Source organism: Sediminispirochaeta bajacaliforniensis DSM 16054 (genome assembly GCF_000378205.1).
In the GTDB taxonomy this organism is placed as follows: domain Bacteria; phylum Spirochaetota; class Spirochaetia; order DSM-16054; family Sediminispirochaetaceae; genus Sediminispirochaeta; species Sediminispirochaeta bajacaliforniensis.
In genome coordinates this window covers 47,983-65,665 of sequence record NZ_KB899416.1, presented here as the reverse complement: position 1 = coordinate 65,665, position 17,683 = coordinate 47,983, and the positions used below count along the sequence as shown (strand labels likewise).

Annotated in this window: 14 protein-coding genes and 1 CRISPR repeat array; of the genes, 1 reads left to right on the top strand and 13 read right to left on the bottom strand. The window is 49.2% G+C overall.

Annotated features, from left to right (window positions below; translation table 11 throughout):
• Window positions 1–39 precede the first annotated feature (39 nt).
• The 9 genes from F459_RS0111565 to F459_RS0111525 form a co-directional block, all read right to left on the bottom strand.
• Window positions 40–2,196 carry a sodium-translocating pyrophosphatase gene (locus F459_RS0111565; protein WP_020612882.1) on the bottom strand — a complete coding sequence of 719 codons (2,157 nt, stop codon included), beginning with the start codon at window positions 2,194–2,196 and terminating at the stop codon, window positions 40–42.
• 200 nt (window positions 2,197–2,396) lie between these two features.
• A complete protein-coding gene (locus F459_RS0111560) occupies window positions 2,397–3,338 on the bottom strand; it encodes an ABC transporter permease (protein WP_020612881.1) in 942 nt (313 codons plus the stop codon).
• Window positions 3,325–4,275, bottom strand: a complete 951-nt coding sequence (locus F459_RS0111555; protein ID WP_020612880.1) for an ABC transporter ATP-binding protein — start codon at window positions 4,273–4,275, stop codon at window positions 3,325–3,327. The genes F459_RS0111560 and F459_RS0111555 overlap by 14 nt, the downstream gene beginning before the upstream one ends.
• 11 nt (window positions 4,276–4,286) lie before the next feature.
• Window positions 4,287–5,432, bottom strand: a complete 1,146-nt coding sequence (locus F459_RS0111550; protein ID WP_020612879.1) for a COG1470 family protein — start codon at window positions 5,430–5,432, stop codon at window positions 4,287–4,289.
• Window positions 5,433–5,684: 252 nt separating this feature from the next.
• Window positions 5,685–6,521: a PfkB family carbohydrate kinase gene (locus F459_RS0111545; RefSeq protein WP_020612877.1), complete on the bottom strand. Its 837-nt coding sequence runs from the start codon at window positions 6,519–6,521 to the stop codon at window positions 5,685–5,687.
• 4 nt (window positions 6,522–6,525) lie between these two features.
• Window positions 6,526–7,521 carry an SIS domain-containing protein gene (locus tag F459_RS0111540; RefSeq protein WP_020612876.1) on the bottom strand — a complete coding sequence of 332 codons (996 nt, stop codon included), beginning with the start codon at window positions 7,519–7,521 and terminating at the stop codon, window positions 6,526–6,528.
• Between the two features lie 42 nt (window positions 7,522–7,563).
• Window positions 7,564–8,229: a carbohydrate ABC transporter permease gene (locus F459_RS0111535; RefSeq protein WP_154651676.1), complete on the bottom strand. Its 666-nt coding sequence runs from the start codon at window positions 8,227–8,229 to the stop codon at window positions 7,564–7,566.
• 151 nt (window positions 8,230–8,380) lie between these two features.
• Window positions 8,381–9,301 carry a carbohydrate ABC transporter permease gene (locus tag F459_RS0111530; protein WP_020612874.1) on the bottom strand — a complete coding sequence of 307 codons (921 nt, stop codon included), beginning with the start codon at window positions 9,299–9,301 and terminating at the stop codon, window positions 8,381–8,383.
• Between the two features lie 80 nt (window positions 9,302–9,381).
• Window positions 9,382–10,611 (bottom strand): ABC transporter substrate-binding protein, encoded by a 1,230-nt coding sequence (locus tag F459_RS0111525; RefSeq protein ID WP_020612873.1) that lies wholly within the window; start codon window positions 10,609–10,611, stop codon window positions 9,382–9,384.
• Between the two features lie 366 nt (window positions 10,612–10,977).
• Here F459_RS0111525 and F459_RS0111520 point away from each other — a divergent pair, with 366 nt between their 5' ends.
• The gene (locus tag F459_RS0111520) at window positions 10,978–12,120 is read left to right on the top strand and encodes an ROK family protein (RefSeq protein ID WP_020612872.1); all 1,143 of its coding nucleotides are present in this window, start codon (window positions 10,978–10,980) and stop codon (window positions 12,118–12,120) included.
• Between the two features lie 79 nt (window positions 12,121–12,199).
• On the opposite strand, the gene F459_RS0111515 is transcribed toward F459_RS0111520, so the two are convergent.
• The 4 genes from F459_RS0111515 to F459_RS0111500 all read right to left on the bottom strand — a co-directional run bounded on the left by F459_RS0111515 (window position 12,200) and on the right by F459_RS0111500 (window position 15,485).
• Complete coding sequence (locus F459_RS0111515; protein WP_020612871.1) at window positions 12,200–12,772, bottom strand: chromate transporter; 573 nt, start codon at window positions 12,770–12,772, stop codon at window positions 12,200–12,202.
• A complete protein-coding gene (locus F459_RS0111510; protein ID WP_026295002.1) occupies window positions 12,769–13,314 on the bottom strand; it encodes a chromate transporter in 546 nt (181 codons plus the stop codon). The genes F459_RS0111515 and F459_RS0111510 overlap by 4 nt, the downstream gene beginning before the upstream one ends.
• Before the next feature lie 174 nt (window positions 13,315–13,488).
• The gene (locus F459_RS0111505; protein WP_020612869.1) at window positions 13,489–14,775 is read right to left on the bottom strand and encodes an esterase-like activity of phytase family protein; all 1,287 of its coding nucleotides are present in this window, start codon (window positions 14,773–14,775) and stop codon (window positions 13,489–13,491) included.
• A 227-nt stretch (window positions 14,776–15,002) separates the two neighbouring features.
• Window positions 15,003–15,485: a hypothetical protein gene (locus F459_RS0111500; RefSeq protein ID WP_020612868.1), complete on the bottom strand. Its 483-nt coding sequence runs from the start codon at window positions 15,483–15,485 to the stop codon at window positions 15,003–15,005.
• A 305-nt stretch (window positions 15,486–15,790) separates the two neighbouring features.
• Window positions 15,791–17,682: direct repeats of the CRISPR family, unit length 32 nt; unit sequence GTTTCAATCCACGCACCCGCGAGGGGTGCGAC.
• Between the last annotated feature and the right edge of the window lies 1 nt (window position 17,683).

Below are 17,683 nucleotides of genomic sequence, written 5' to 3'. Positions count from 1 at the left end.
GCCGACCCTTTTCCGTACGCCTGATAGCAACAAAACGGTCTAAAAAAGACCAAAAAGATTGTATTTTCCGAAGATCGATACAAAAATCAAAGAAACCACCGACATGATCTTGATAAGGATATCGAGAGAGGGGCCGACGGTATCCTTCAGAGGATCTCCCACGGTATCGCCGACGACCGCGGCCTTGTGTGCCTCCGAGCCCTTTCCACCGTGATGTCCGTTCTCAATGTACTTTTTCCCATTGTCCCAGGCACCACCGGCATTAGCGGTGTAAAGAGCCAGCATGATCGACGAAAGGGTCGTGCCGATAAGCAGCCCGCCGACGAATTCAGGGCCGAAGATAAAGCCGCAGATTAAGGGCATGGTTACGGCGATCAGAGCCGGTTTCTTCATTTCCCGAAGAGCTCCGGCCGAAGAGATCGAAATACACTGACGATAATCGGGTTTTGCCTCACCGCTGAGAATACCGGGGATCTCGTGGAACTGTCTGCGGACCTCCGTAACCATGGCACTTGCAGCCTTTGCAACAGCCTCGATGAGGATACCGGAAAAAAGCCAGGGCAGGGCCGCGCCTACGATGGCCCCGGCAAGGGTCAGGGTATTGATCATGTTGAGGACAAGGGAAAAATCCTTTGTAATATTTTCTCCCCCTTGGGCGTAGAGAAAAGAGGCAAAGAGGCTCAAGGCGGCAAAGGCGGCGCTGCCGATGGCAAACCCCTTGCCGATGGCAGCCGTGGTATTGCCTACCGAGTCAAGTTTGTCTGTAATCTCACGAACTTCAGGATCAAGCTTCGCCATCTCACTGATCCCTCCGGCGTTGTCCGCAATGGGACCGTAGGTATCCACCGATACCGTAGCGGCCACAAAGGAGAGCATACCGATAGCAGCCATGGCCACTCCGTAGAGTCCGGCCACGGTATTTGCGGCAATCGTCGCAACGGCAAGAATCAGCACAGGAAAGAAAACAGAGCCCATTCCCACGGCCATCCCCTCGGTGATGGTCAGAGCCGTTCCCTCACGGGATGCCGCAGCGATGCCCTGGGTGGGCTTATAATCGTAACTGGTATAGTACTCGGCCATCTGTCCGATGATGATGCCGCTGATGATTCCAAAAATCGCGGCAATCCAGGGCGACATGAACCCGGCACGAAAACCGACCTGAGCAACATCTTCTCCCCGGAACAGCAACCAGGTCACGAAGCCGCTGGAGAGGATGGTAAGAACGGCAGAGATCCAGGTAGTTGCATTCAATTCCCGGTGCGGATTGTCGGAGGGCTTTTTCACCACAAGCATCAAAATCCCGATAACACAGGAAAGCAGTCCCACCGCAGCGACAAGAATCGGATACTCCATCATCCTGGAAACCAGGTGGAAATCGATGACGTCGCCGGTCTTCAACCCCGTGTAATACATGTATGCGGCCAGTACGATGCTGGAGATAAGCGCTCCGATAAAACTCTCCAACAGGTCCGATCCCAAACCTGCAACATCGCCGACATTGTCCCCCACATTATCGGCGATGGTCGCCGGGTTACGGGGATCGTCCTCGGGAATACCGGCTTCTGTCTTTCCGACCAGATCGGCTCCCATATCGGCCGCCTTGGTGTAGATGCCTCCCCCTACCCTGTTGAACATCGCAATGATCGAACAGCCGAGGGCATAACAGGAAACGGTCATGGTAAAGGGAATGTCGCTGATTCCAAGCCAGTTTTTATGAATTACCAGAGAATCGGCATGTGCCTGCCCCATCACCTTTCCGAAAACGATATAGACGATCAGAAGGCCCAGAAGAGCAAAACCGCCGACGCAGAGGCCCATGACACTTCCGCCCTGAAAGGCGATCTTCAGGGTAGCACCGAGATTGCGGGTCTCCCGCGCCTTGTTGGAAACCCTGACATTGGCGATCGTGGCGATACGCATACCGACCCAACCGGCGGTACCGCTCATAGTTGCTCCTAACAAGAAGGCAAGCCCGGACTGCCAGGAAACCACCAAAAGAAGCGTGGCGGCAATTAATAAGACAATTAGAAAAATCACTTTATATTCATGTTTCAGGAAGGCATCGGCCCCCTCCTGGATGGCACCGGCAATTTCCTTCATTGCTTCGGTGCCCGGATCCTTTTTCTTTACTGCATAGAAATTCACCAGGGCAAAAGAGAGCGCGGCAATAACCGCGACAGCAACTAATCCAATCATGATTTTTCTCCTCAGTACATGTGTGAAAGAAATAAAGGCGATCCGCATTCAAGAACATTTTCGAATGGCAAGCGTAACGGACAACAGGATAGTTATAGGAAAAAAGCAGATTTATGTCCAGGTTTATTTTGGGGCAGGAGGGCCTCCTCTCCCATACATAACAAACGGGAGAGGAGGCATTGCAACTTGTTCTTACACCATCAGGTCCGAATCTCCCGTCTCTGAAAACCGACATAAGCGCCGGTAAACACCAGAAGGCTGGCGGCGATCAATGCCGACACCTGGGGCCAGAGCAACAAAAGACTCTGTCCGAAAGGAAGCGGCGATCCCATCACCGCCCCCTCCAGCTGGGAGAACATCACCGGCCCCAGAGCCCGCGTCGACGGATTGAGCAAGGCAAGGGTTGCCTCCCCGTAAAGCGTGTTTGGGGATACACGTGAAATTCCCTGCTGAAGCCTGGCAAGATGCAGCTGATCGAGTCCACCGGCCATGGCTTGAGTAACGATACTCGTAATCAGCGGCCAGAAAACGGTAAAAAGCAGCCAGAAGGCGATGGAAACCAGTGCCGATGTCGCGGGTTGGCGAAAGAGAACGGAAAAGAGCATGGCCAGAACAAACCACACCGCCGCATATAAAAGCGTCAGCACATAAAACGATAACGCCCGGGCCACCTGCTCGGCAGAGGGAGGAATTCCAAGAAAGAGCATCGCACTGCCGATCACCAAAAGCCACAATGCAAGCAGCACAATGGCCAAGGCAGTCAAAGCCCCCAAAGCCTTTCCGAAAAGCAAGGCATCCCGGTATATAGGCTGGGACAAAATTCGTCCCAGGGTCTTCTTCTGAAATTCACTGTTGACGGCATCGAAGCCAAGGGCAATACCAACGAGAGGCACCAAGAAGCCAAGAAAGGCCGCAAAAGAGGGAATCGGATTCGAGGAGATGGTGAATAGACGGAGAAGCAGAAAAGGATCCTCTCCCACCAGCGATCTGATGGTCCGGGTTGCGCTGTAGAGGCTTGCCGTTGCGGTAAGCAGAATCAGCGCAATGAGGATGATCATACGAATGCTCCCGGTATAATCTTCCAGCTCCTTGGTAAAGACCACCCTGAGCCCTGTCAAAGCAGAACCTTCACGCCGCCGCATGGGAGACCTCCTTATAATATGCCCGGTAAATCGAGTCGAGGTCATGCTCGCTGCTGGAGAGCTCATAGATCTTTCCTCCCCCCGCCACAACGGCCTCGGCCAATGCGGGGCGAACCTCGCCGCTGCTCTCGATGCGGTAGGAACCGTCGGCATGGCGCTCCACACTGCTCACCCCCTCAACCCTGCGGAGGGTCTCGCTCAGGTCATCCGGACCGGCCTTCAGGAAGGTGCTTACGCTCCCTCCGAAAATCCCTGCCGCAAGCTCATCTACCGCACCACAGACCAGGAGCCTCCCTGCGGAAAAGAGTCCGACGCGGTCGCAGACCGCCTGGACCTGGTTGAGCAGGTGGGAAGAGAGAAGGATGGTAATACCCTCACGTTGCTTTAGTTCCAGAATCAAATCAAGAAATTCCGCGGCGCTCTCGGGATCCAGGCCCTGAGTTGGTTCATCAAGCACCGCAATCTCCGGCTTTTTGACAAGCACCTCCGCAAGCCCCAGGCGACGACGCATGCCGTGGGAAAAGGTACTCACCTTGTCGTACATGCGCTCTTCAAGATGCATCTTCTTGATACTCTCCTCGATCCTGCCGCGACGCGCGTCGGCATCAAGGCCAAGGAATCGGGCCGTATAATCGAGGTTCTCAAAAGCGCTAAGCTCATCGTAGAATCCGATGGTATCGGGCATATAGGCCACCCGCCGCTTAATCTCCAGAGGAGAACGCAGGGGATCAAACCCCAACATATCGACGCTGCCGCTCGTCGGTTCGGTCAGGCCGAGGAGCATCAAAATCGTGGTCGTCTTTCCCGAACCATTTGGCCCGAGTAAGCCAAACACCTCTCCCCTGCCGAGGGAGAGGGAAAGGTCATCGACCGCCACACAACCGTTGCCGTACTGTTTCCGCGCCTGCCGTATCGTTAATACACTACTATCGTCCATCGGCACGCCCCCTAACGACGCCCGAATTTCCGGACTGCAGTTACCAGCACCACCGCCGCCGCGGCAATAATAAGAATGGCGACAATCCCCCACAAGGTCGAGGTCCGAACGGTAATGCGGAACGTCTCGGAAAAACTGCCCACATCGCTGGATCCACGCAAGCTCACATTGTAATCCCCGCTAATCGCCTCCGAAGAGGGACGGACCGTTGCCTTTACATTCACACTCTCTCCAGCCGCCACTTCATCCACCGTCTCCGGAGAGAACTTGACATTCCAACTCCTTGGGCCGGAGCCCGAAAGCTTGATATTCTTTGCCGCAGCACTTCCGCTATTTTTCAATGTCAGATCAAAGACCGTATCCCGGCCAGCAACCGCCGACCCCGAAAGCCTTCCTTCCGGACCAGCAATATTCAGTTCGGGCTGCCCCTTGATCTCCATCGAAAGCGTTGTCTCAGCCTCGGCACTCTGGGACTTGGCAACCACGTTAATCTCGTAGCTGCCCTCGGCAACCCCCTGAGGCGGCTTCACCTTCACTTTTATCTTCTTACTCTTGCCCCCCTCTATCGGAATCGTCGAAAGCTCCTTGTCGCCGTAGTTTTCGGTAAACACAACCTGAAACCCCTTTGGAGCAGCAGCATCGAGATTCACCAGGACCTGGCCCGCACTATTATTTTTCAATTCCACTTCATACGAAAACTCCGCCTTGGGAGTGCCCTTGACCGAAGGAAGATCGGCGTCAAGGGAGAGACGCTCGGGAAGAACGCCGCCGGTGCGGATCGTCAGGGGCAGAGAAAAACTTCCATCACGCCCCTGGGCCCGGACAACGATATCGTAGTTTCCCGCTGCAACATCCGCAGGAGGGGTCACCCATAACTGAACCTGGGTACTCTGATCCGGTTCCGTAAACACCGCATCCACAATACCGCCGCCACCGACAAAAAGGTGATCCCACCCCTTTGGCATACGTGTTACCGACAAATTGACCCGCTGCGGTGAAAGTCCATAGTTGTGGACCTTCAGATCGAAGGTGATCATTCCGGTATCGGAAATATGAATCGACGGAAACGCAGTTGATACCGATAGCCCCTCGTAGGCGGCCACCGGCATGACGCCAATTCCCAGGATAAGTAGAAGTGTCGCAATTCGTTTTAGCATGGTTTTCTCCTTTCCACATATGGGATGATGTAGATACCATAGCTAAAAACCACCCGTTCCCGGTGGCGGTAACACACTCAGAAAGAATTTTTCCCCTTTCTTTTCTGGTGGGGGAAAGCCTTCCCCCTGCGGCGAGCTTCCGGGTCCTTCGTCCCCGGTGATCTCGCCGCACCCCCTTCTCCGGGGCTTCGCCCCGGACCCCCGTAAAAATGTTCTTTCAAAGGTGAAAACGCATTGCAATAGACCATTTGATTATCCCATAGTTTTCGTCAGGTTGATTGGATACCCAAAGGCTCCGGACGACAAACACGATAAAGAAGCAAATTTACTGGCTTGCTGAGCCGCTAACTCAATATTTCCGCTACTATCAAAAAAATGACGAAGAAACGAAGCAATATATGCATCGCCGGCCCCAAGCGTATCCTTCGGCTCGACAGGAACGGCATGTTCGGAATGTTTTTGATTTCTTGTCAGGATTAACGATCCCCGTATTCCTTTTGTCAAGACAACTGTTTTCGCTCCGCATTCTAACGCATAACCAGCATAGTGCTCCGCTTCCCGTTCACTATACTTCCCGGCCGATAAAAAGGCAAAGTCGACCATGCCACAATATGCAGATAAAGCCTGCTCATCATATGCATCTGAGAAATCGAGTGAAACTCTTACCTTTCCAACAACTTTATGCAAGATTTCATCGATCTCGCTATGAAAACTTGTATGCAAAATATCATAGGCACGTATACACGTTATATCGTTATCATTTAACGTTAGCGTAAGCATCTTTTGGGCAACGTCGCACCCATTGTTCCCGATAAATTTTCTGTCGCCATTACCGTCGATATGGACTTTATTTCTTGCCGTTTGACCGTACACAACCCTAAGTCTTGAGATATCAATCCCCTCGTTTGTCAGGCTTTCACGAAAACAGGTTCCGGGATAATCATTTCCTAGTATTCCGATATATGCAGATTGAACAGCTCCGCATCGCTTCGCCAAGACCGGAACATTGACCGAGTTCCCACCGGGATACATAATATCAAAATCGACATATTCATCTAATACGCTGTCGCCTACTCCAATGATGTTCATAAGCTCAGTATTTCTCTATTCCCATGTATCGTCTTGATGAAATCGGATGCCCCTTTGCATACGACAACTCGTCACAATATTTTGCTGCCAGAAAGTTAAGAACAAGCGGAGCTACATATGGCCGCAACCAAAAAGCTACCGGGTCAAGCGAAAGCCTCTTCGCATCGAGCACCGTAAGTTTTTCTGTCTTTCTTTGCAGAAAAATCACCGCACGCTGTTCCAGGGATCTTGTATTGCCCAAGCCCAAGAAAACAAATACCGCTGTCCGGTTGTCAAAGGCCTCAAAGGCCCCATGAAAGAATTCACCAGCATGAACAGCCGAAGAATTAAGCCAAAGCGACTCCATAAAAAGACAATTCGAAAGGACATAGGATATGTAGTGATCGATACCGGCACCGATGGTGTAGATATTTTTCTCATTCCGCATCATTGAGGCAAACTTTTTTGCTTCTTGCTTATGCTCGGTGTAAGCAGCATCACAAATTTCTTCCAAATGCTCCATAGCATGAAAAACATCTTTGCTATACGTTTTCTGCTCCAAGACATCTATGATGGTGAAGATGGTTCGCCAGACGCACGGAAATATAGAAAGGGCCAAGGGATAAGGGTATAATATAGTATCATAATACAGCACGGTATAGTCGGCCAATGCAGTGATCCTGGAATCAGAATTTGTCGTAAACGCCAAAAGCAGAGCACCTTTTTCCTTCGCAATACCGGCGGCATCACAGGTTTCCTGTGTATTACCACTCTGAGAATTCAGAATTATTAACGTCTCACCAGAAATATCAACGGGTGGATCTGCATAAAATTCTCCTGCAGTATATAAGCCGGTCTTCACGTTGCAGGCTAATCGGTCAACAAGGTATTTTCCAGGCGCTATTGTCGCCAAGGAACCACCACATGCGACAAAATAAATGCTTGTTATCCGCTTCTCCGAGAAGGCGGCTTTTATAGCGCCTAACTGTTTTTCTAAAAGAGCATACTCGTTCTGATACATGTTTCCTCCTGAAGTGAAAAATTTTGTTGCGTAAAATTTCTATTATCCCTTTATCCCGACAACTGCAATACTTTCAGCAAATTGCTTCTGCATGAAGATAAAAATAATGATAATGGGGAGTATTGCGCACACGACTCCCGCCATGGAAAGATTTGTCCATTCGTAATACTGGCCCTTCAGTGAATTCAATCCTGCGGTAACAACAAACATATTTAACCGATTCGTAAGGGTTACCGGCCATAATAGCTGGTTCCACCAATCCCGAAAAAGAAATATAATTTGAGTTGCCAATGACATGGTCGAAATTGGAAGTACTATTCTGGCAAAAGTTCCGAAACGCCCCAGGCCATCGATACGTGCAGATTCTTCCAGCTCAACAGGAATAGAAAGAAAATATTGACGCATAAAGAATGTCAACATTCCATTCGTTAAAAAGGGAATAATGAGGGCCTTGTAGGTATTAATCCATCCAAGGTTCACACACATAATATAAATTGGTACAATTGTTATTTGCCCAGAGATCATCATTGTTCCAATAATAATAAAGAATATTACATTTCTCCCCGGGAACCTGATTCGTGCCAGTGCATAACCGGCAAGGGTATTAAAAAAAATATTGCCGAGAATAATACCGGAAGTCATAATCAAACTATTTTTATACCACGTCACCAGACCGGCATTAAAAACATCCTTGTAATTCTCAAGCACCCATCTCGTCGGTAAAACAATTTTCCCGATATCGGCTTTTCCGAGAAACGAAGTATAGATCGCGTAAAGAAATGGTATCAGGTACAATAGCGACAGCAGTGACAAAATAGCGTAACGCAGCAAGCGTATTTTCCTCGTATCAGATTTCACCTTAGGTATCCCTTCTCTCTTGTCTCTTTTCGATAGCGTTCTGACCAAGTGAAAAAAGTAAAAGGATTAAGAACAGAAAAAAAGCAGCAGAACTAGCATATCCGGGTCTGAAAAATCTAAAATTCTGAGAGTAAAAGAATGTAATTAATGTACTTGTTGTTCCTGCAGGAGATCCGACAACATTCCCTGACCTCGCCAAGGTAAATGGCTCATCGAAGGTCTGCATACACCATGTAACGCATAACAGCAATGACAAAACAGTAGTCGGTTTGACGAGAGGGATGGTGATAAACCGTAGTTTCTTCAACCCCTTTGCACCATCCAATTCAGCTGCTTCAAAAATCTCTTTGGGAATGGTATTCAGTGCATTGATATACAACACCACAAAAATACCGAGATTTTTCCATATCACTAATATTGCGACAAACGCCAGCGCAGTTCTCGGATCAGCCGGCCATGTAACATCCGGAATTCCGAATAATCTATTAAGTAATACAGGGATAAAAGCCCCTGATACAAACAGATACATCAAGGCCATCGTCAAGGCGACAGCAGAGGTTACTGCAGGTATAAAGAACAATGTTCTGTATAATGCTCTACCGGAAACTATGTTTTCTATATTGTAGGCAATAAGGAAACCGGATATTAATAAAACAGGCACGCTGATAACGGTTATGAAAATGGTGTTTCCTGTGGCCTGAATGAAATTCGGGTCACGAAAGAGTTCTTTAAAATTATTCAAACCGATGAAAGTCGGATGATTCAAAGAAAAAAAATTCACCTCTTGAAAACTGAATATCAAAGATTTTACTGCAGGAAAATAAAACCAGATTGACATCATTATCAAAATTGGAAGAACGAATACATAACCAGCAATATAGTCTTGTTGTTCCAACGTCAGCCGTTTCCGTTTCAGAAGCATCAAATAAACCCCTTTCTGATCTACAGCCCTTTTCGTTTTATGTCACAAGAGCTGTAGATCTTTTTGCAGACAGCTACTGCCTATTTCTTATAACCGTCGTCTTCCATTTTCTGTAATAAATTTTCGACGGTCTGATTACCACGATGGAAAATGATTGCTTCCATTCCGGTGACAAGATCGGATTTGAACCTATTTGCAGCCGCCGGATATTCAAAGCCAATGCCGTCTTTGGCGGTTTGCATCACAACTTTCATTTCCGGGTATAACTCCTCATATCGAGGAACAAATTTCGTCATTGCCGGTATATCACCACGTACCTCGGCTAAATACTTATATGATTCATCACTTAGCATGGCACTAACCGCCTGCATTGCCGCCTCTTTATGTTTACAGGAATCAAGGATACAGAGGCCCCAGCCATAGACAGTAGATCGCTGTACGGTTCCGGCAGGTATCGGGACAACAACCCATTCGAAATCAAGGTTCATCTCCCGCAACGCGGGGATATACCATGGTCCTGCAGTCGTCATTGCGAACTTCCCGGACGCGAAGGCATCGGTATCCCCTTTATATCCCAGCTGGGCAGGGGTTGCGGCTACTTGGTATTTGTCGAAAAGATCAACAATGAAGTTCAAACCGGCTTCATTATTCCCATTGAGCATGTGGTTACCGTAATTCCAACTACCGCCCTGTGCATGAACATACTGGGTAATATGATACTCATGCAGATTAACGCATACACCGTATACGCCCTTCTCCTTATCAGTAACGGCAACAGCAGCCTTTACCAGTTCATCCATGGTTGAAGGCGGATTTTCGATACCTGCTTTCTTAAGTAATGTCATATTGACGGCAAGACCGCTAACGGTCGTGGTATATGGTATTGAGAATAGATCGCCTTTATATCTCCAGCCGTTGACATTGCTTGCATCAAGTTCAGATATTGGAAAACCCGATTTTTCGATTAAATCATCAAGAGGTGTTAGTGTCCCGTTAACAATTAACTCAAGAACACCTTCATTATTCAGTCCGATGAGATCAGGAGCCGCACCGGACACAATTTGTGCAGGTAACATCTTCCACATCTCTTCTTCAGACGGATAGTACTCAGGCACAATTTCAACAGTGTCCAATGTTTTATTAGCTTCAGCTATCATATGCTCCAAAGTGTTTTTCCATGCCTGATCTGGCATACCTGTTGAAAAGACTATCGTTGTTTTTCCGTTCGTCTCTTTCTCAGCATTGCCGTTAGCAAAAGCCATCGAACATACCAACAGCGGTAAGAAAAGCATCAGCAAGGTTTTCTTCATACTAATGACCTCCAATAAATAGTGCATTACCACTATTTATTTATTAAAGTTTATTTAATAAATACTGTACCATAGTTTCTCCCACCCGTCAATATAAAACCAAACAGCATGATGCCGATGGCCAGTTAAGCAGCCGCTCCACAAATACGAGGGAATTAAGCGGCATTATGGTCATTCATATATAACAAAGGGATAATGTTCACCTTACACAATAAACTACGATATCGGAGAATAGCGAATCGTCCCTATGTTACATTACAATAGCCAACCCGATCCCCAACACCATTGTCTTCAACCTTGACCTATACGAAGGCAACGCCTTAATATATACTAAACTTTAATAAAAGAAATGAGGTTTTAGGGACCGTGGGATCATATCAACCAATCTATTTAAAATCAAAAAATCGAAAACTGGTTTTTGACTTATTTAAGAAATACGAAAAGCTCTCGCGATCACAAATTACAAAACTGACAAACATGAGCTTCCCCACAGCAATGAAAGTAGTTGATTTTCTCATTTCAAAGGAAGTGGTTCATGATGTTGGGGAACTTGATATCATCGAAGGCCCTGGTAGAAGAAGTAAATTGTTACAATTCAACCCGAACGCCTACAACGCCTTTGGAGTTGAAATAGAGGGACAAATAGCAACGATTGGGAAAGTCAATTTGGAAGGGGAGGTTCAAGAATGTAAAACGGTCGTGATAAAAAACCTCCATGACTTAAGCTATTTTCACCATATCGTTGACATCATTGGGGACATGATGACAAAGACATCGGTTCCTGTGCTAGGAGTGGGGATTGGTTTTCCTGCAAATATAAATCCCCAGACAAATGAAATCATCAGTTATGACCCCCTGCATATAACAGAGCCTATCAGCTTTTACTCTTTGATCCCGTTGATAGAGGCAAAACTCAAGCTCCCCTTCTTCATCGACAATGACGTCAATTTGGCATGTGCCGGCGAGAATCTTATCACCGGTGACAATGCCGACAGTAGTATTGTCTATATCTCGCTCGGGACAGGTTTAGGTTCAGGTATCATCATAGAAGGTAATCTCTGGCGAGGAGAAAGCCTTCGTGCAGGAGAAATAGGAAATCTCCTTGTTCACCCAATTGAAAGTGATGCAAAACATCTTCCCGGCATCCATAATTTGGAAGATCAAATCAACATCGGTGCCATAAATAAACGCTTCAATATTGCAATAGAAGAAAATTGTACGATCCCGGAAAAAACAGTCGGCGACATCGTTAGGTATCTGGTACCTTTTATAAGCACGGTGATTTTTAATCTGGTCGCAATCTTAGATGTAAAAAAATTCATTTTATCCGGCATCATTCCGCAAAAATTGCACCCGACACTCTATGATCGCTTATCCGAACTCTTTGAAACACTTCCCTCAGATCTTGGTCCGATCTCTGTAACACCCCCAACAGGCTCATACCCTGTTATTTCAGGAGCTGCATCAATGGTTTTCGAGCAGACGCTTTTCGACGAATTCTTGCATTAGAACAGTGAAAAACACAGCATCAGCCCGGTTTATTGCTTCCCAAGAATCATGAAAACAAATATAGCACTCTCCCAAATGGCTATGCTCCTGCGAAACGAAACACGGCGCCGACCACGGCGGAAAGGGCGATAACAAAGACCGGATGGATCTTCCATAATTTGAGAATGGCAAAGACCACCAACGCGAGGACAAGCCCCTTCCAGCGGAAGAGGCGAAACAGCTCACCACTTTCACGGAAAAGGGGAATATCCAGTAGAGAGATTTTGAGCACAACCCAACCTGCAGCGGCAATAAGCCCCACCGATGCCGGACGAAGCCCGTAGAAAGCACCCTGCACCAGACTATTTCCGCTAAAGGCCTTCAAAAAACGGGCCACCACAATAATAATGATAACCGAAGGAGTCACCAGCCCCAAAGTTGCCGCTATGCTCCCCGGAATCCCGGCAGTAGTAAAACCCACGTAGGTTGCCATGTTAACGCCGATGGGCCCCGGGGTCGATTCCGAAACGGCAAGCATATCCGCCAGCTGGGTGTGGGTGAACCAGCCGGTGCTATCGGACATGGCATACAGAAAAGGAAGGGTTGCAAGACCTCCACCGACGGCAAAAAGGCCAACTTTAAAGTATTCGAAGAAAAGCTGAAGAAAGATCACCGTTCGCCCCCTACCTTTTTGCCCTGAATGATGACTCCTGCAAGGCCCGACAGAAGAACAAAGAGAATCGGTGAAAGGCCGGTGAACACCGACATTAGAAAGACTAAGGCAAAGATGATCCCCGTAACCCGATCTATCAGGGCCTGTTTTTGTAATTTCCAAACGGCCTGGAGAATGAGCACAAAGACACAGACTCTGATCCCTGCAAAGGCATTCTTAACCAGCGGCAAATCGGCAAAATTGCTGATAAAAGCCGCAATCAGGGTGATAATAATCAGGGAAGGGAAGATCATTCCCAAGGTGGCGACGATCCCGCCAGGAGCGCCTTTCTGCCGGTTGCCGATAAAGGTCGCGGTGTTGATGGCAATGATTCCCGGAGTGCACTGGCCCACTGCATAGTAGTCCATCAGCTCTTCATCGGTAACCCAGCGCCGCTTTTCCACCACCTCCCGCTGAAGGATGGGAAGCATGGCGTAACCACCACCAAAGGTGAGCCCGCCGATTCGGGCGAAGGTAAAAAACAGATCCAGATAGGTGTTCATACTGCCAGACATCATAAACAGCCGCCGGCAAAATGTACACAGGCATACAACTTGTACGGGGCCCCTACTCCCCGCCGGAGCAGGCAAAAGAAGAACCAGCCAATCCAATGGGATAAAAAAGGGCCCGTCCGGAATAATCTCCGAGACGAGCCACAAGTGCCGAATTATTTTGATCTAAAAAAGCGGCTTTGCAAGATGGAGAATATAAAGGATGTCTCCGTCGACCTCGTTAGTCGTTCCGGGAAGAATCTTCTGTACCACATCATCCCCCTGGGGAGTTACGGCAAAATCATCGTCGTTCAATATGCCGACGGTGCTGGCATCAATAACCCACAAGCCCTCAAGTTTGTCGTGGGGATAGCGGTTGGGCAGCATAGCCACGACATCCGCCACAAGTTCCTTCTTCACCGGCTTGATACCGGCGGCATCGATCTCATCCCAGCTCATCTCTTCCAGGGTACGGCCATCGATACGCATACCGCCGGTCTCATCCATATCGCCGGAGACATCGGTGGCACCGGAAAGATCGATTTTGTAGAGAGTTTTCTGGGCATCGCCTTCACCCGAGAATGCCCCGTCCCGCTCATCCACCAAAAACGTGGTGGCCGTTAATGCGGCAAGTTCGGAATCGGAGTTGTTGTTTTTTTCCTGGCGGTAGAGATACTGATGGGTTTCGCCCGTTTCAAGATTGAAGGTGACAATTCGTGCAAGCGTCGTATTAGTTGCAGCCTTTTTGGAGGGGTTATACAGAGTCGATTGCATGATACCGACCAGGGTCCTTTCGTCGGGAGTAACGGCCAGCCCCTCCATACCGCGATTTGCCCTGCGCCGGGCAAACACCCTGGGAAGCTTCCTGCCGTTGGTATCAATCCCCATGGGACTGATCCGCTCCAGCTCCACGCCATCGGCGGAGTAATGAACAATATGGGGACCATACTCATCACTGATCCAGAAGGTCCCGTCGGATAAGGCGACCAGCCCTTCACTATCCAAACCGTAGGGATCGGCCGCCAAGGCATTACCATCGTTATCATATGCAACCTCGCCGGTGGCCCCAAGCCCCTCGGGGTTCGGCCGTCCGGAGATCGGATTTCCCTGGGGATCTTTCAAAAGGATCTTTCTGATCATCGAAACAGAACCATCGGCGTTCAGCTTGAACTCTCCGATGCGAGGGGTGTAATCGGGTACCGGAAATTTCTTGCCCGTGCCGGCGTTTCCGGTATAACTGGAGTTCGGGCCTCGGTCGGTAATGGCATAGAACCGACCCGCTTTTGTCGGATGTCCTGTCATGGCCGATCCATATCCGCCGTTACGAACCTCGGTACCATTAGGCAGAATCGTCAAAACCGTATACGGCAGCCTGCTTCCCGCCGCCGGAACCTTTGAAACATCAACACTCGTGCACGCCGCAAGCGACATCAAAAGGACCGCGGCCAGTCCAAGAGAACATGCTTTTTTCATAGAAACTCCTATAGTATCAGACATAATTTTCCTGAGCATACGGAGATTTCATGAAGGGAAGGTTAAACAGATATGAGAATGATGTAAGGTGATTGTGCACGCTTCAACCACACCTTTTGGAGTTGTCGAGCGTATTGATACAAAAAAGACCTTCTTTATTGTGGTGGTCGATATGCATCGGCCAGAATCCACAACGCAGAAAGCCTCTTATCTTTTTATTATATCACCTAACGCTGCCGCAGGCACAGATTGTTATACAAAATTTGGGGAAATGGCAGGGGGATATACATCCTATTCTCCGCTCCCCTTAAGCTAAAAATACGGTTTTTACAACATATCATTGGGTGGTCGATCTGCTTTTGACTTTTTTTGACTTTGTTTTCTATTGAAAAGTCTTTTTCTCTATAAGAAAGAACACAAGAAGAGCCCACCATCACCATTATCAAAGCCATAATGCGCCTCGGAGAATTGAAATAGAGGCTTTCGGCATAGAACATCGGGGCTTTCAGGAACCAGAACTCTTTCTCGTACGTGTACTGTTTGACATTGCCATATTCGCTCTCCCGGCAAATGTAGCAATAATTCCAGTTTAGACAAGGAGTTATAGATTCAATATCAACTCCGTCAAGCACTTTTCTCGCTTCTATCAACTTCCCCGTACCCGCCTTCCTGGTGATGGTAACGCTATCAAGACCATCTTCTTCCCTCACTTCATAGTGGAGGCTCCTGAAACCGATAGTGGTGGAACTCAAGGTAGACAAAGAGTAATCAATTCAAAGATCGCCTAAGTATTTCCATGATAACAGAGCTCAGTTATACCGAGTCATACAACGCATCCAGTACAGTTCTCAGACAATCATCATGCAACGATGATGGGGAAATATTAATTGCTGTAATCTTCTAAGTGAGCTCTCACTGTCCCGATGCCGTTTAATTCTCCTTCCCAATTCTCTTATCATCTTCCTCAACTCGAGGAAGTGATGTAAGGCGTACATCCTCTTTCAGTTCCAGTTTTATTTCACCCCACGCACCCGCGAGGGGTGCGACATCGAGATCATAGAAACGGCAGAGGCCGCCTATAGGTTTCAATCCACGCACCCGCGAGGGGTGCGACACCAGTAAACGGATTAGTAACAATAGCACTACCAGTTTCAATCCACGCACCCGCGAGGGGTGCGACTCGCAGATGCTATGTTTGTTTGTGTGTGGAGGTTGTTTCAATCCACGCACCCGCGAGGGGTGCGACTGAAGAAAAAGCGGATGACGACATTCGATCCCAAGTTTCAATCCACGCACCCGCGAGGGGTGCGACCACCAGGGCCAACATACTCCGTGATACGGTTAAGTTTCAATCCACGCACCCGCGAGGGGTGCGACCCGAACTTGCAAACGCTCTGTTCTCTTCAGTCACGTTTCAATCCACGCACCCGCGAGGGGTGCGACGTATGACTGGGCCCCTTCAGAGATTACCCCGAGTGTTTCAATCCACGCACCCGCGAGGGGTGCGACCCCTGCTTTTCTTATCTCCACGAAGCAGGGAGTCGTTTCAATCCACGCACCCGCGAGGGGTGCGACATCACCGAGGTTGATGGATTCCCCGACAATATTGGGTTTCAATCCACGCACCCGCGAGGGGTGCGACAGCTACTATGTCGACTTCATGGCCAGAGGATGCATTGTTTCAATCCACGCACCCGCGAGGGGTGCGACTTGGCGTCATAGCGAGCCAAGTCCTTTTAGGTGCGGTTTCAATCCACGCACCCGCGAGGGGTGCGACGAACATGACACGAGCTGTCGGCATACAAGCAGATGTTTCAATCCACGCACCCGCGAGGGGTGCGACGGCCGTAGACAAGGGACTTATTGCCGTGGCAGATGTTTCAATCCACGCACCCGCGAGGGGTGCGACTCCCGACTGATGCCTTCCAGATGCTGCCGAGATGGGTTTCAATCCACGCACCCGCGAGGGGTGCGACTTAAAGATAGGATTATTATTCGTTTGCCATATAGTAGTTTCAATCCACGCACCCGCGAGGGGTGCGACCACGACGGCTTTAACGACCTACTCAAGGCTATGGGTTTCAATCCACGCACCCGCGAGGGGTGCGACCCGTTGGATGGTGGAGGTCAGAGCGGATTACACGGTTTCAATCCACGCACCCGCGAGGGGTGCGACTCCTGGCTCTCGATAGTCGTTCGATCGTTTCCTTGTTTCAATCCACGCACCCGCGAGGGGTGCGACATAGATCATACCGCCAATGGACAACCCCAGACGGGGTTTCAATCCACGCACCCGCGAGGGGTGCGACAACGTGTCACTGGACCTTTTGAGCTCACACTGAGTGTTTCAATCCACGCACCCGCGAGGGGTGCGACCAAGGATTCCTTCCTCGCTGTGGCTGGGGACTTCACGTTTCAATCCACGCACCCGCGAGGGGTGCGACCTAATCCCTCTCGTAAGGTATTAGGATTAAGCATAGTTTCAATCCACGCACCCGCGAGGGGTGCGACAAGCTCATACAGCAATTATTATTACAATAATGGGGTTTCAATCCACGCACCCGCGAGGGGTGCGACCCGCTTCTTTCTGAAAGCTATTTACCTCATCTTGAGTTTCAATCCACGCACCCGCGAGGGGTGCGACGATACCTCGGAGGCCTCTCCGACCCTTCGGACAGTTTCAATCCACGCACCCGCGAGGGGTGCGACTGGAATACGGCGGGCTGTTTTTCTCCTTCAAAAGTGTTTCAATCCACGCACCCGCGAGGGGTGCGACCAATGGGAAGAGCTCAGAGGCGAGTATATCAAGGTTTCAATCCACGCACCCGCGAGGGGTGCGACTCTCCCTCATGGCCTTGTTCTTCCCGGCCCGCATGTTTCAATCCACGCACCCGCGAGGGGTGCGACG

What these genes read in the sequence shown, in the direction of transcription:
- F459_RS0111565 (WP_020612882.1), bottom strand. Translation starts at nt 2,196, where the DNA reads ATGATTGGATTAGTTGCTGTCGCGGTTATTGCCGCGCTCTCTTTTGCC.
- F459_RS0111560 (WP_020612881.1), bottom strand. Translation starts at nt 3,338, where the DNA reads ATGCGGCGGCGTGAAGGTTCTGCTTTGACAGGGCTCAGGGTGGTCTTT.
- F459_RS0111555 (WP_020612880.1), bottom strand. Translation starts at nt 4,275, where the DNA reads ATGGACGATAGTAGTGTATTAACGATACGGCAGGCGCGGAAACAGTAC.
- F459_RS0111550 (WP_020612879.1), bottom strand. Translation starts at nt 5,432, where the DNA reads ATGCTAAAACGAATTGCGACACTTCTACTTATCCTGGGAATTGGCGTC.
- F459_RS0111545 (WP_020612877.1), bottom strand. Translation starts at nt 6,521, where the DNA reads ATGAACATCATTGGAGTAGGCGACAGCGTATTAGATGAATATGTCGAT.
- F459_RS0111540 (WP_020612876.1), bottom strand. Translation starts at nt 7,521, where the DNA reads ATGTATCAGAACGAGTATGCTCTTTTAGAAAAACAGTTAGGCGCTATA.
- F459_RS0111530 (WP_020612874.1), bottom strand. Translation starts at nt 9,301, where the DNA reads ATGCTTCTGAAACGGAAACGGCTGACGTTGGAACAACAAGACTATATT.
- F459_RS0111525 (WP_020612873.1), bottom strand. Translation starts at nt 10,611, where the DNA reads ATGAAGAAAACCTTGCTGATGCTTTTCTTACCGCTGTTGGTATGTTCG.
- F459_RS0111510 (WP_026295002.1), bottom strand. Translation starts at nt 13,314, where the DNA reads ATGAACACCTATCTGGATCTGTTTTTTACCTTCGCCCGAATCGGCGGG.
- F459_RS0111505 (WP_020612869.1), bottom strand. Translation starts at nt 14,775, where the DNA reads ATGAAAAAAGCATGTTCTCTTGGACTGGCCGCGGTCCTTTTGATGTCG.